This is a genomic window from Levilactobacillus sp., assembly GCF_022646225.1.
GTDB lineage: Bacteria > Bacillota > Bacilli > Lactobacillales > Lactobacillaceae > Levilactobacillus > Levilactobacillus suantsaiihabitans.
In genome coordinates, this window is sequence record NZ_JALCJA010000003.1 from 447,453 (window position 1) to 462,158 (window position 14,706).

General features: G+C 52.4%; 13 protein-coding genes. 10 read left to right on the forward strand and 3 right to left on the reverse strand.

The window, feature by feature from the left end:
• The first annotated feature begins 42 nt into the window (after positions 1-42).
• Together LKH74_RS06895 and LKH74_RS06900 are read left to right on the forward strand one after the other, a co-directional pair.
• On the forward strand, positions 43-750 hold the full coding sequence (locus LKH74_RS06895; RefSeq protein ID WP_287788824.1) for an N-acetylmuramoyl-L-alanine amidase: 708 nt from the start codon (positions 43-45) through the stop codon (positions 748-750).
• Positions 751-1,382: 632 nt separating this feature from the next.
• Complete coding sequence (locus tag LKH74_RS06900) at positions 1,383-1,706, forward strand: DMT family transporter (protein WP_135368337.1); 324 nt, start codon at positions 1,383-1,385, stop codon at positions 1,704-1,706.
• Between the two features lie 331 nt (positions 1,707-2,037).
• Here LKH74_RS06900 and LKH74_RS06905 read toward each other — a convergent pair whose 3' ends face one another.
• Positions 2,038-2,466: a hypothetical protein gene (locus LKH74_RS06905; protein WP_287788825.1), complete on the reverse strand. Its 429-nt coding sequence runs from the start codon at positions 2,464-2,466 to the stop codon at positions 2,038-2,040.
• Between the two features lie 23 nt (positions 2,467-2,489).
• Positions 2,490-3,329 (reverse strand): hypothetical protein, encoded by an 840-nt coding sequence (locus tag LKH74_RS06910; RefSeq protein WP_287788826.1) that lies wholly within the window; start codon positions 3,327-3,329, stop codon positions 2,490-2,492.
• 205 nt (positions 3,330-3,534) lie between these two features.
• On the opposite strand from LKH74_RS06910, the gene aldA reads away from it, so the two are divergent.
• The 7 genes from aldA to LKH74_RS06945 all read left to right on the forward strand — a co-directional run bounded on the left by aldA (position 3,535) and on the right by LKH74_RS06945 (position 12,931).
• On the forward strand, positions 3,535-5,010 hold the full coding sequence (gene aldA / locus LKH74_RS06915) for an aldehyde dehydrogenase (protein WP_135368333.1): 1,476 nt from the start codon (positions 3,535-3,537) through the stop codon (positions 5,008-5,010).
• A 393-nt stretch (positions 5,011-5,403) separates the two neighbouring features.
• A complete protein-coding gene (locus tag LKH74_RS06920) occupies positions 5,404-6,528 on the forward strand; it encodes an NAD(P)-dependent alcohol dehydrogenase (RefSeq protein ID WP_135368332.1) in 1,125 nt (374 codons plus the stop codon).
• 841 nt (positions 6,529-7,369) lie between these two features.
• A complete protein-coding gene (locus LKH74_RS06925) occupies positions 7,370-7,699 on the forward strand; it encodes a toxin-antitoxin system HicB family antitoxin (RefSeq protein ID WP_287788827.1) in 330 nt (109 codons plus the stop codon).
• 10 nt (positions 7,700-7,709) lie between these two features.
• Positions 7,710-8,558: an SPFH domain-containing protein gene (locus LKH74_RS06930; RefSeq protein WP_287788829.1), complete on the forward strand. Its 849-nt coding sequence runs from the start codon at positions 7,710-7,712 to the stop codon at positions 8,556-8,558.
• 723 nt (positions 8,559-9,281) lie between these two features.
• Positions 9,282-10,922: a peptide ABC transporter substrate-binding protein gene (locus tag LKH74_RS06935; RefSeq protein WP_287788830.1), complete on the forward strand. Its 1,641-nt coding sequence runs from the start codon at positions 9,282-9,284 to the stop codon at positions 10,920-10,922.
• 479 nt (positions 10,923-11,401) lie between these two features.
• Complete coding sequence (locus LKH74_RS06940; protein ID WP_287788831.1) at positions 11,402-11,911, forward strand: GtrA family protein; 510 nt, start codon at positions 11,402-11,404, stop codon at positions 11,909-11,911.
• A 438-nt stretch (positions 11,912-12,349) separates the two neighbouring features.
• A complete protein-coding gene (locus tag LKH74_RS06945; protein WP_287788832.1) occupies positions 12,350-12,931 on the forward strand; it encodes a cadmium resistance transporter in 582 nt (193 codons plus the stop codon).
• Here LKH74_RS06945 and LKH74_RS06950 read toward each other — a convergent pair.
• Positions 12,924-13,520 (reverse strand): sugar O-acetyltransferase, encoded by a 597-nt coding sequence (locus LKH74_RS06950; RefSeq protein ID WP_287788833.1) that lies wholly within the window; start codon positions 13,518-13,520, stop codon positions 12,924-12,926. The two genes, LKH74_RS06945 and LKH74_RS06950, sit on opposite strands and share 8 nt — an antisense overlap.
• A gap of 126 nt (positions 13,521-13,646) precedes the next feature.
• Here LKH74_RS06950 and LKH74_RS06955 point away from each other — a divergent pair, with 126 nt between their 5' ends.
• A complete protein-coding gene (locus tag LKH74_RS06955; protein WP_287788835.1) occupies positions 13,647-14,357 on the forward strand; it encodes a hypothetical protein in 711 nt (236 codons plus the stop codon).
• Positions 14,358-14,706: the final 349 nt, after the last annotated feature.

Below are 14,706 nucleotides of genomic sequence, written 5' to 3' on the forward strand. Positions count from 1 at the left end.
CCAGCTGGACTGGTAATTAATTTGATTAAGGAGCAATGACATATGCGTAAATGGAAAATCGGTTTAGTGGCCGCCCTACTGTGCCTGCCGTTGGCGTTGGGGACTGTCTCAGCCTCAGCCAAGGCCACGACGGCCAAAACGACCACGACCAAAGTTACCAAGAAGACGACCGCTAAGAAGACTAAAGCGGCCAAGAAGACGACCCCGAAGAAACACTACCTCATCGTTATGGGGCACGGTGCCGGCGACCCTGGTGCCCGGGGCAACGGCACGACAGAAGCCCACTTCTTGCGGCACTACATGTTACCGCAACTCCGCAAGTACGCTAAGAAGGTCACCAACGCCAAGATCACCTTCTATAATCCCAAGCGTAACTTGGTCAGCGACACCCTCTATCACCACAAGGGGTCTTACAAATTGAGCAAGAAGACCACGGTCATCATGTTCCATTTGGACGCCCCTGCCGGTCACGGTGGTCACGTCATCATTCACAAGAAGCACCCGACGGCCCGTGACAAACGCCTGGCCAAGGTCATCAAAAAGTACGTTGGGTTGAACCGCGCTTACAACGGCTACAGCTTCCGGACCAACCTGCGGAACTGCAACGTGTTACGCCGCCGCGGCATCGACTACAGCCTGGTCGAATCCGGCTTCATCACCAACAAGACTGACGTCAAGCACCTGAAGAAGCATATGGCTAAGATTGCCAAGGCTGACATCGAAGCCATTACGAACGAACAGATCAAGTAGTCATCAAACTGGCGGTTACCAACGACTATGGTTTGAGCTGGCCGCCTACCGTTCGCCAAATATGGGTTGGAACGCTGGGGCGGACGGACCGAGCCAAAGAACGGTCTCGGCGCCTCGCTTTGAGCCGAAGAACACGTCTCAAAGACGCCAGTTACCTAAGCGACATGAACCGCGCCGCTAAGGTAACTCCCACGGCTGAACCCATATTTGGCGAACTCTCGGCTACGGTGGTGCGTGCCAGTAACAGTCACACCAGGTGGTAGCAGCATTGACGACTAGTCTATCATTAACACAGTGTTGCTGATAGACGCCAACTTGCCGGAGTCAGCCAGCTGTATCGGCGGTGTAGGCTGAGATTTTGTCTCAGCCTACAGCGCAGGCATCTGGCTTCACTAGACTTTGTTACCAGAACACCGTCGTTAAGGCAATCAGCGTGGTAATTTTAGGTTCAACCTTCAGTAATTTACTTAAATCATCTCAGGAAGTCTGGGCCACCCGTGCTCAGGCTTTTTTCGTTGCGCCCGCTTTGGGTCGGCCCGCTTACCAACCTGGGCCTTGCCAACGCCGCTGACGCCCTAGCCTGCTAGACTATCCTCCAGGTAAGACTTTTTCACGCAAGGGGGCGTGGGTTCATGGCATACGTTTACTTGGGGACAGCCATTCTTGGCGAATTGATTGGCACGAATCTCTTGAAGGCCGCGGCGGGGTTTACCCGCTTTTGGCCCACGATTGGCGCGCTGCTGGCGTACGGGCTGTGTTTTTTCTTTCTCTCGTTAGCCATGCGGCAGATTGACTTGAACGTGGCCTACGCCATCTGGGCCGGCATCGGCATCGTGGTCACCACGGTGCTGGCCGTCTTGGTGTGGCACGAACCGCTAAATCTCGCCAGTTTACTGGGGACCGCGCTGGTCATCTTGGGCGTGGTCATTTTAAATTTGTACGGGCCCAGCCACTGAAAAAGTGTGACGACAGGCGGTTAGCTGTTAAGCGGAACCAGTTGCCTGTTGGCCCACATTTCGGCCATGAGGCCACCTTGAGACGTGGGCTTTGGTTCACTTGGCCCGTCACGACAGGACGCCAGACACGTGAGCGACAAACCACCGCGTTTATTCGATGGTAATTGACTCGTTTCAGTACTGAATTTCTGACGATTTAATGGCCATCACTAACAAGGATGGTTAGCTGGCACGATGTAAATGACAAGTCAAAGAGACCAAGCCCCGTCGAAAACGGTTGCTTGGTCTCTTTGTAGAGCTATTGCGTTCACGATAGCGCCAATCCTAGCGATTACAACTTTTTCTCGTCCGTTTCCAGTAAACTTCTGAGATGGATAATGGCTTCGATCAAACGTTGACGCTTTTGAGCCATACTCTCCTTTTTGGTAGCCTTTCTGAACTTTCTAGAATAGCTGAAATTCAGTGTTTGTAAAATTTTATACAGATTTTTCAAATCTTTGGATTCTAGCACCTGATTAACATTAGGTGATTTCAAAAGCTGGCGAACTGATTTTTGATATATGCAAATCAAAATCAGCCTTAGCAGGACTACACTACTAACCAATGATGCTAGCCAGAACCAAATCAGCAATAAGATTGCAATTGCAAACTCTAGGGGTGTTTCATTCATTGATAAGTTAATATACCATTCTGCAACGATGATCACCGTAGGTACGATTGCCATACAACTAGCTAGAATCCGAAACTTAAAATCATACAATTACAAACACTTACCTCTCTATTTTAAAAAGTAGATACCAATTCCAAAACAGCACCCAATCCACTAAAAGTACCTTCAGCGAGAACTCCAATTCCAGGAATAAGCACAATTTCCAACACAAGTAGGACGACAACACCCGCAGCAACCCAATTAAAATTCGTGGCCGGTTCAACTTCAGTGTTATAGTTCGAAATAGCTTCAGTCGGCGTTGTGACTACAATTTTGTGGAACTTAATAGTAATAGCAATTTCAAAGTTTTCAGTTACTTGAACCTTATTGACTTCAATGTGATCACGTTCAATATGCAACGTAAATCCGGAGCCACCGGCAGTATCAATCCAGATAGATCCATTCTTAATTTTTACAGCAATTTTACCTAATATTTGGTCTAATCCATCAAATGAGAAGACCTTATTTTCTGCCAGAAGCTTTTTAATCCCATCCAAATTGTTGCTTATCTTACCATCCTTAACCGTGTACACCACAATGTTATCACTGGAAGGCGCAGAAATCGAGGTACCAACTTCTAATTTCCAGGTGACATCGACAGCAGGTGATTCAAAGGTATACGTAGTAGCTGTTGTTGAAACTTGAAATTCCGGAATCGCTTTCAAGAACGCCAAGCTATCGTGGTAATATCCTAAATCAGCATTAGCAGCTTCAATCGTGTTTTCCTGCAAGTCATTGGTAAATGGAATTTGAGGAAATACCGCTTCAACATCATTTAGGACCAGATACAACCAGGAACTTGAGACGACACTTTCCCACTGCCAACGCCCAATCTCAGCTATTGGGCGTTTATCCGCCAGTACGTTGTCAGGTATCCTTACAAACTTGACGCCTACGCTCCCAGGCCATTTCAATCCGCCACTCTGTCAACGACTATTTTATTTGTGAGGATACTCACATAGCAACGAATAAAAGCGGTATAACAGAGTTGAGGAATGACCCACGAGATAATCGGTAGTGTCAGTATTTTGCCGGGGGAAAATACGCGGGCGCGTGACCTCATCATTTCACCGGATCAAGTTAGTCTGTTTCATTGCTGTTGAAGGGAGTCTTATCGTTATGTCCAAGAGTTCAGTAGCTTTAAAGCACTATCAAATGTATATCAATGGTGAGTTCAGAGATTCATCATCCGGAAACCTGATTACCGTTTTGAACCCCGCGACCGGTGCCCCCATCTCCACGGTACCTAGCGCTACGCTAGATGAAACTCGTGAGGCCATCGACGCCGCTTACGAAGCCCAAAAGTCCTGGAAGAAGGTCCCCGCTGCCACCCGAGGCCAATATTTACACGACGTGGCCACGGAAATTCGCAAGGACTCTAAGCACTTAATTGAAATGCTCCAAGAAGAACAAGGCAAGATCAAGTCCTTAGCGACCACCGAAATTCTCTTCTCCGCGGACTACTTCGACTACATGGCCAGCGCTTCACGGACCTACGAAGGCGAAATTCTCCAATCCGATAACCCTAACGAAAACATCATGATTGCCAAGCAACCAATCGGTGTGGCCGCCGGCATTTTGCCGTGGAACTTCCCATTCTTCCTGATTGCGCGGAAGATGGGGCCAGCCTTGGTTACCGGGAACACCATCGTTATGAAGCCAAGTACCGATACGCCTAACCTGGGACTGGAATTTGCGAAGATCGTGGAAAAGGTGGGGATTCCTAAGGGGGTCGTCAACATCATCACCGGTCCTGGTTCCGTCATCGGCGACGAATTATCTCGCAACAAGAAGATCGGCATTATCAGCTTGACCGGTTCCGTCAACTCCGGGAAGCGGGTCATGGAAGCCGCTGCGACCCACATGGCCAAGGTCTCCTTGGAATTAGGTGGGAAGGCACCGGCCATCGTTTGCAAGGATGCTGACATCGACTTAGCCGTTCAATCCATCATCGATTCGCGGGTCGACAACAACGGGCAACTCTGCAACAACTGTGAACGGGTCTACGTCCAAGAAGACATCGCCGACGAATTTACCAAGAAATTGGCCGACAAGATGGCTGCCGTGACGGTCGGTGACCCCATGAAGCACGAAGACATCGGCATGGGTCCGCTGATCAACCAAGGCGCCTTGGACAAGGTTGCCGGCATGGTCGACCGCGCAGTCAAGGCCGGCGGCAAGTTAGCTACCGGTGGGCACACCATCAAGATTGAAAATGGCTTCTACTACGAACCGACCGTCATCACCAACGTCAAGCAAGACTCCGAAATCGTGCAAGACGAGATCTTTGGCCCTGTTCTGCCAGTCTTGACCTTCAAGACCTTGGATGACGCCATCGCCATGGCCAACGACAGTGACTTTGGCCTGACCTCTTCCATCTTTACCGAAAACATTGAAAATGCCATGCGGGCCGCTAACGAACTCGAAGACGGTGAAACTTACATTAACCGCTTCAACTTCGAAGCCATGAACGGTTCTCACTCCGGCTGGAAGGAATCCGGGATCGGTGGCGACGATGGGAAGCACGGGATCGAAGAATTCCTCAACACCCACGTCATCTACCTGCAAGGCCACCCAGAAAAGACCCAAGGCTAGGGTTTAGTCTAAACGATCACCTACGGCCACCAGGGATTCTCTTGCGCTGCAGGTCTGGCAAGCAAGTGTAAGGACAACCCTAGTCAGACTGCCCCGCCAGCGTCATTTGGGCAACGGCGGGCGGTCATCCATGTCAGTCATTTCAACGCTACAAAGACGGGGCGGTGGCGCTAGTCACGGTCCCGTTTTCGATTGACCAAACGATGCATGTGAAATAAAACGTTACCAATTTTTAAATCTGGGGTCAGGTGTGGGCAATGACCGCCAGGACGGTAACGACAAGGATTTGTTAGGATAGACCGAAACCTATCGTTTTCATGAAAGCGCTTGCTTTTCTCTCTAGTTGTGTAATAATTATCAAGTGTAAATAACTTTAAAACCGAGGTGCCAATTATGAAGATTCAAGCTGCAGTTGTTGATAAGCAAAATGCTGATTTTGAAATTCGTGATGACGTTGAACTGGCTGACATGGGCGCGGATGATATCCAAGTCCACATGGTTGCCAGTGGGATCTGTCACTCTGACGAAGCCCTGCGTTCCGGGGTTGCGACCATTGATTACCCAATCGTGTTAGGTCACGAAGGGTCCGGGATCGTCGAAAAGGTTGGACCAGAAGTTACCCAGTTCAAGCCCGGCGACCACGTTGTCTTGAGTTTCTACGGTTGTGGGAACTGCAAGAGCTGCCTGGCCGGCAAGCCAACGCAATGTGAAAACTACGCGGCCAACAACCTGTCTGGGGTTCGTCCAGATGGGACCGCTCACTTCACTGAAAACGGCCACAAGGTTGCCGACATGTTCGACCAAAGTTCATTTACCACGACCACGGTCGTTCGTGAACGGAACGCCGTTAAGGTCGACAAGGACTTAGACTTACGGAAGCTCGGACCGCTGGGCTGTGGCTATGTCACTGGTTCCGGGACCGTTTTGAACACTTTGAAGCCCAAGCCTGGTGACACCATCGCCGTCTTTGGGACCGGTGCCGTTGGGCTGGCTGCCATGATGGCCGGCCGGATCTCCGGTTGCACCAAGGTCATCGCCATCGATATCGTTGATTCTCGTTTGGCATTAGCCAAGGAACTCGGCGCTACCGACGTCATCAACAGTAAGAAGGTCGATGACGTGGTCAAGGCCGTGCAAGACCTGACTGGCGGCTTCGGTGTCAACTACGCGGTTGATACCACCGGTGTTTCCAGCGTGATTGCCAACTCCATTCAAGCCTTAGCACAAGGTGGGGTCTCCGCAGCCATCGCTGTTACCGACCAACACATCGACCTCGACACTTGGAACGACCTGTGTGTCAACGATAAGAGTGTCATCGGGGTTAACATGGGCGACTCCGTTCCACAAATCGACATCCCTCGTTTGATCGAATTCTACAAGCTGGGCATGTTCGACTTCGACAAGACTGAAAAGTTCTACAAGTTCAGTCAAATCAACGAAGCCAACGCCGACTCCGTTTCCGGGAAGACCATCAAGCCAGTTCTGGTCATTGATGACAGCTACATTCCTGGCAAATAATTTAATTTGGGTGTAACCAAAAAGCGCGGTATCCTGTGAGGTATCGTGCTTTTTTTGCGGCAAATTTTTGGGAGCTGAAGGTTGAAAGACGAAAATCAACGGGAACTATTGTTGTCATGCGACTCATGGCGTTAAAAATAGTCGTTTTCTGCCTCACAATACAAATTGGCCGCCTACCGTTCGCCAAATATGGGTTGGAACGCTGGGGCGGACGGGTCGAGCCAAAGAACGGTCTCGACGCCTCGCTTTGAGCCGAAAATCGCGTCTCAAAGACGCCAGTTCCCTAAGCGACATGAACCATGTCACTAAGGGAACTCCCACGGCTGAACCCATATTTGGCGAACTCTCGGCTACGGTAGTGCGGGTTAGTAACAGTTGTCTTAACCCTAGATGTAACTTCATTGACGACTAGTCTTTCATTAACACAGTGTTACTGATAATCGCTACCTTGCCGGAGGCAGCCAGGGTGGAGCCAGCTGTGTCGGCGGTGTTGGCTGAGGTTTTGTCTCAGCCTACACCGCGGGACGACTTGAGAGACTGGCGGTCCTTGCCAGGCTTTCAAGCGAACCGGAAGACCGCTTCTCAGGCTGGAGGTGTTCCCCAGAGCAGGCGGAACCTTGGCTGATGCAGGCACCTGGTTTCACCAGTTTTAGATGTCAGAACACCGTCATTACGGCAATTAACGCGTTAATTCCACTTTCAACCTTCAGTTAGGAGAATGCCCGTCATCTCGCCTCCCAGGCCTTGACCCAACCAGCCCCCACCACTTAATCGTTCACGGGGCTGGTAAAAGTGATATCATCGTGATATCATTAAGCTATCATCAGGAAGGGGTGTTCGCATGGCTAAGGAACCACAGAAACGTTTTCTCTTACGCTTGGACCAGCATTTATTTGACCGCGTTGCCGCGGCGGCGGACGCTGATGGCCGGAGCATCAACGCCTACATTGCTCAGGTTCTCGCGCGTGCGGCACCTGCTGGCAACTGGGAGCAGCGCCAATTGATTGGCCGCGCCATTTCGGGGAAGGAACTAGACGTGAAATCCGGTCTGGTCTTAGTTGCCGGCATTTACTACCGCTACCTGTTGGAGGCACCCGCAAAACCGGACGCAACCGCGACTTACACGGTCATCGAGAGTCATGGGAATATTTTGACATTGAAAAAGATCTAGGAGGAATTGGATGCTTGGGATTAGGATTGTTCGGCAAAATAATGTCGGTTTGGTAGAAACACTGGGGAAATACAAGCACTCCGTCACATCCGGGATTCACTTTTACCTGCCCGGAATTCAGAAAATTCGGACCGTCAGCTTGGCCATGTCGCCGCTGGCCCTGCCGAATTATTCGGTTATCACCAAGGACAACGCGGACGTCTCGGCGAGTCTGACACTGAACTACCACGTGACCAACGCGGTGAAGTATCAATACGAAAACACGGACTCCGTGGAATCCATGGCGCAACTGGTGCGGGGCCACTTGCGCGATATCATCGGCCGGATGGACCTGAACCAGGCGTTGGGATCCACGGCCAAGATCAACTTGGAACTGGCCACCGCGATTGGCGATCTGACCGACACCTATGGCATCAACGTCGACCGGACCAACATCGACGAACTGACGCCGTCTAAGGCCATTCAGTCCGCCATGGACAAGCAGTTGACGGCCGACCGGGAACGGATCGCCGCCATCGCCAAGGCCGAGGGGGAAGCCAAGTCCATCGAACTGACCACCAAGGCTAAAAACGACGCCCTAATGGCCACCGCGACCGCTGAAGCCACGGCCACCCGGACGCGTGCCGACGCTGAAAAGTACCGGATCGACACGATCAATTCCAGTCTGGAATCGGCCACCAAAGAATTCTTCGAGAACCAATCGATCTCGGCCTTCAGCGACCTAGCCAAATCACCGGCCAATGTGGTCGTCGTGCCTAACGATCACGTGGCCGACTTGGGCCAAATTCCCGCGGTGGGCGCGGCTTTGAAGACGGGGTTGGCCACACCGGCGACTCCTCAAGCGCCAACGAGCAAGTAACTTCGCTTTTATTTAGGAGAGTGAGACAAAAAGCAATTAGCCAGCGAGCATTAAGGCTGATAACCGAATAATCCTGGTCTTGGATTGTTGGGTTATCAGGTTTAAGCTGAACCGGCTGCCTTTTGGCGCACGTTTCAGCTATGTGAAGGTAAAAGGAACACTGGCTGTCAATCGTGTTGGACCAAGACACGGACCGCGAGACGCTGTTCCAGTTGCTTGATGGTAGTTATCAATCTGTTATTAAATATTAATTATTAATAATTAATCAATGATTAATCCAATTGCATTTCAAATTCACCGTTGACACCCACCCTTTCCAGGGGTACACTAGCCTCAATTCAATAAATCGTCCGAAACAAACCATTGAGGTGGAGATCAAGATTATCGTGCACGTGCAGAGAGCCGTCGTTGCTGAGAGTACGGCCGAACGCAGGTAGTTAAATGGACCACCGAGGGCTTCCCCGAACCTTTTGCAGTACGGGAAGACGTGCGACATACGTCAGTTGTCAGGGAAATGTTAGTTTCCTGTGGAGAGGGGCGCGGTCTCTTTGGGGACCCGTCTAATTAAGGTGGCACCGCGGTTAAAACCGTCCTTAACACATTGGCTGTTGAGGGCGGTTTTTTGTCGACTTTTTTCCGAGGGGGACTCACTGATGATGATTCGATGGCAACGCTCATATCTATTTCTAGCCGACCAAGACCAATTAACTGGAGGAAATCAGTATGAGCTTATTACAACACAAGAAAGCACTCGCCCTTTGCGGCGGCATTATCCTAATCGGCGGCATCTTCGCCGTGACCGGCCATTCCCAAACAACTAAGCGGGCAGTGGCTCAGCACCTGCGTCTAGCCGAAACGGCGCCCATCACGAGTTTGGACGTCGCCAAGATTACCGACAGCGTGTCCAGCAACACGTTGAGCCAGGTCGGTGAGGGCCTGTATCGCCTGAACGCCGACAGTCAGGCGCAAAATGCCCTGGCCACCAAGACTACCGTCACAGACCATGGCCATCACTACACCATTGACCTACGCCACGATGCCAAATGGAGCAACGGCGCGCCCGTGACGGCCCAGGACTTCGTTTACTCTTGGAAGCGCACGCTCGATCCCCAATCCAAATCGGAGTTCACCTACCAATTTGCCAATATCAAAAATGCCAGTGCCATCGCCGCGGGCAAAAAGTCCCTGAACACGCTGGGTGTGAAGGCCGTGGGCAAATACCAACTCCAGCTCACGCTGAGTCGCCCCGCGTCTTACTTCAAGCAAATGCTGGCCAGCACTACCTACTACCCGTTGAACCAGCGTGCCGTCGAGAAGTACGGCAAGCGCTACGGCTCATCGGCGGCCACGACCGTTTATAACGGGCCGTTCGTCTTGAAGAACTGGAACGGGACCAACGATAGCTGGACGTTAAAGAAGAACCCGACCTACGTGGACGCCAAGACCGTCAAACTCAGCAGTATCAAGTACCAGGTCATCAAGACCAGCTCGACGGCCTACAACTTGTACCAGTCTAAGCGACTAGATGCCGTCACCCTGGACGGCGAACAGACCACCCAAAACCAGCACAACCCGAATTTGAAGTCATTGGCTGCCGGACGCATCGGCTTCATCCAGTACAATCAACAGAACAAAGTGGCCGCCAACCGGGACTTACGCCTCGCCATTTCACTGGCTATCAATCGCCAGCAATTAGCCGATAAGGTGTTAAAGAACGGCTCGCGGCCCGCCCAGACGTTTGCCATTCACCACATGATGACCAATGCCAAGACCGGTAAAGACTTCACGACCGACGCCTACGTCAAGAACACTGCTAATTACAACCCGACGCTGGCCAAGCAGTATTACCGGCGGGCTCTAAAGCAACTGGGCAAGTCATCCCTCAGCGTGACCGTCACCTGTGGCGATGACGACACCACCAAGAACGTCGCCGAATTTATTCAGAGCACGGTCGGCAATCAGTTAGGCCTCAAGATTCACGTTGCCGCCATGCCATTTCCTGCCATGCTGAGCAACGTTTCCAAGGGGAACTTCGAGTTGAACCTGACCGGCTGGAGCATGGACAACGCCGACCCAATCCAATCCCTGCAGATTTTGGCGTCGACCAACAACTCGAACATGGGCCATTACGACAGCAAGACCTACGACCGCGCCATCACCCACGCGGAGGGTGTCGATGCGCTCAAGCCAACGGCACGCTACCAGGACCTGTTGACGGCGGCCAAAACGGCCTTGACCGACCAGGCCGTCACCCCCCTGTACGAGGCCCGGACCAATACGCTGGTCAACCCTCAGATCAAGGGCGTTGTTTATAACAAATTCAATGGTAGCCTGGATTACCAGCACGCTTATGTGACGGATTAACCACTTAACAAGAGTGTGGCGCCAGGCGGTTAACTGGCGAGCATTAATGGTGCTAGGCGGATAATCCTGGTCCTGGATGTTTTGCCTAGCCCTATTAAGCGGAACCCGTTGCCTGTTGGCGCACGTTTCGGCTATGAGGCCACTTCGACGTGTTTCTCGGCCCAAAGCGAGGCGTCGAGACCATCCTTTGGCTCGACTCGTCCCAGCATACTTGGAGCCAGTTCGCCTTGTGCGGCTGGAAACGACTATTTTTGACGCCATGAGTCGCCTGATCACAATAGTGCCAGCTGATTTTCGTCTGGCAACCTTCAGTTAACCACTTTAATTTCCCAGGGTATTCTCGTTGCAGTGCCGGCCAAAAACGGTATAATTAAGCTAGCATTACAATTACACGTTTTCATAACTCAGGTGGGACCCGGGGTGCTTTCACAGCGGTTTCACCCAGCTAAGTGAAACGTCACAGAAAGGTTCCGAATTTTATGGAAAGTCAACCCTTACGTCACGATCACTACCCGGCTTCAAAAGAGGAGTACGAAGCGGAGTTAACCGAAACGGAAAACGAATACGCTGCGCAGCTACAGGCAGTCGAGGACAAGGTCCAAGGCCAAGCCGCGCGTTACTTACTGTTTGGGGCCATCTCAGTGGTCATCAACATCACGTTGTTCTACCTGTTCTACCACACCTTTGGCATTGAATACCAACTGGCCAACTTCATTGACTGGGTCATCAGTGTGCAATGTTCCTTCTGGCTCGACCGGACCTTCGTGTTCAAGCACAAGTCCGACAAGCCAATGCGTGAAATGGGCACGTTCTACATGACCCGAATCGCCACGTTCTTGTTGGAAACGGTCATCTTGTTCTTGGGAATCTCTTGGCTCAACGCCAACGGGACCATGACCAAGGTCATCGGCCACGCCATCGCACTGGTCTTGAACTTCTTCTTATCCAAGAAGCTGGTCTTCAAGAACCAACCCGCTCCCGCTGACTAATTTGTTCGCCAAACACTTTGAGCGCTTAACCCGTTGCGGTTAGGCGCTCATTTTTTTGCTTGTTTTGACTGAAGATTGAACTGAAGGTTGAAAGTACAATTAACGCGCTGATTGCCGTAATGACAGTGTTCTGACACCTAAAATTGGCGAAACCGGGCGCCTGCGTCAGCCAGGGTTCCGCCTGCTCTGGGGAACGGCTCCAGCCTAAGAAGCGGTCTTCCGGTTCGCTTGAAAGCCTGGCAAAACCGGCCAGTCTCTCGAGTCGTCCCGCGCTGCTGAGAAAGGACCTCAGCCAACAACACCCGTCGACCCATTTTCCACCCATCTATCATTCGCATAGCTAACTAACCGACCGACTTGTTAACTATTTTTCAAGCCATGCGGTCCGGGGAACCATTTTTCTTGTACAATGGAAGTAATCTTGTAGCACCAAGGAAGGTGAGTCGTACGCTATCCTTTATTTTGACCGCCGTGGGGATCTTCTTTGTCACTGATACCGATGACCTGGTCGTCTTACTCTTGCTTTGGTTAGCCGCGGCCACCCCGCTGCAACGGCGCCACGTCGTCGTGGGCCAGTACCTGGGCATTTCCACGTTGATCTTGGTCTCTTGGCTAGTCAGTCGCGGGATTCTCCACTACAACGTCGGCGGACTGGTCCACTGGTTAGGGCTAGTGCCACTATCGCTGGGAATCGTCGGGATCGCGCGCTGGTGGCGCAATCGCGGCGTGGCCCAATTGCCGCCAACGTTGACGCATCCGGTCAGCCTGCCACTGGTCTGGTCACTCACGCTGGGCAACGGTGGCGATAACCTCAGCATTTACATCCCCTACTTCACGCACCTCGACCCACCCGAATTTGCGGTAGTCCTGGTGGTTTTTCTCAGCATGATTGGGCTGTGGCTACTGCTCAGCCACCACTGGGCCCGCTCGACGGTGGCCAGTCACTTCTTCGCGCGGTTTGGCGCGTGGTTGTCACCGCTGCTATTTATCGGTATCGGTCTCGCCATCGTGCTTAAATGAAATCATGGCCGCCAAAGCCCGTCTTATCCGCCGCCGTGATGGGCCGCAACACCTGACACGGGTTTCCAGCCGCAATCACGTTGGCTGGGATATCGTGGGTCACCACGCTGCCGGCACCAATGACGGTATTGGCCCCAATCGTCACGCCAGGACACACGGAAACGTTGGCGGCTAGCCAGCACCGATTGCCAATCGTAATCGGCTTGGCCACGCAACCACCCAACTGGCGCTCCGTGGCGTCAAACAGGTGATTGCTGGTGTAGAGGCCCACCTTGGGTCCCAGCAGAACGTTGTCGCCGATGGTGATTCGTGCGCCGTCGAGCATCACGCAATCGTAATTGGCGTAAAACTGCCGACCCACGTGGATGTTACGGCCAAATTCACAGCGAAAGTTCGGTTCGACCTGCGGCTGACTGCCGGCACTGCCTGCTAGTGCCTGAAATAGTCGACCACGCTCGGCCATGGTCGACGCGGCGTTGAGCGCATTGGTCTTGGTGGTGGATTGATCCCGCGCTGCTACCAACACTGGGTCACTATCGTCATAAGGTTGGCCGGTGGCCATGTAAGCAAATTTCTCGTCAAGGTTCATGTGATCACTCCTATCTGTCTCCATGATACCGTATCCCGGGGTGTTTCACATGGAACAATTTTCGTCAGTTCTGCCCCAAACTACGGTATAATGTAGGCACTAAATGCATTTTCATAGGAGGAAAATATGGCAGATGATGGCTTTGAAGGGTTTCCGCTCTTCACACTTGGTGTGGGCGTCGACGGCGAGCCCTGGGTCAAATCAACCAACGCCGCAACCGTCATGAAGGACCCCGCCAAGTACAGCCAGGCCCTGGGATTATTGATTGGCGAGATGCGCGACAAATTACATTTAACGGACGAACAGGCCTTTAACGCCTTCTTACACCTGGCGTTACAGCAGGCCACCGCGAACACCGCCACGGCGCCGCGGCCAACCACGGCCCAGCACGTCAAGCTGTCCGGGAAGAATCTCCGGTCCGGGCGGCGGGAGACTCACCAGATCACACTAGCCGACCTCACTGATGTGGCGGCCAACGAGGATGTGGTCTACCTCACCTTTAAGAGCACGATTCTGGGTATCATCATGAATGACGCCTACCAAGCGGCCAAGCTGGCCATGGGCAAACGGGATTTTAAATACTTCCTTGACGAAGCCAATCTAAACTTCGCGCTGTACGCCTACCCGGCTGACCTCAAGGCGCTACACACCATCTTCGCCTATGCGCGCGACCACCAGCTCTACACGGAACTGCATCCCGACGAGACCGTGGCAGCGGATGCGCCGGACACGCCGGCAGAATTCGACAAATTCATGCAGTCGATGTTTGACGAGATGAGCAACGAGCCCCCCCATGATTCGGGAAACGTGCTGCCATTTCGGCCGAAAGAAAAATAACTTAAGATTGAAAGTAAAATTAATGCGCTGATTGCTGTAACGACGGTGTTCCGACACCTGAAATTGGCGAAACCAGGTGCCTGCGTCAGCCAGGGTTCCGCCTGCTCTGGGGAACGCCTCCAGCCTGAGAAGCGGGCTTCCGCCTCGCTTGAAAGCCTGGCAAAAACAGCCAGTCTCTCAAGTCGTCCCGCGCTGTAGGCTGAGAAAGGACCTCAGCCAACACCGCCGACACAGCTGGCTCCACCCTGGCTGCCTCCGGCAAGTTGATACCTGTCAGCAACACTGTGTTAATGAAAGACTAGTCGTCAATGCAGCTACTCTCTGGGGTTAAAACAACTGTTACTGGCAA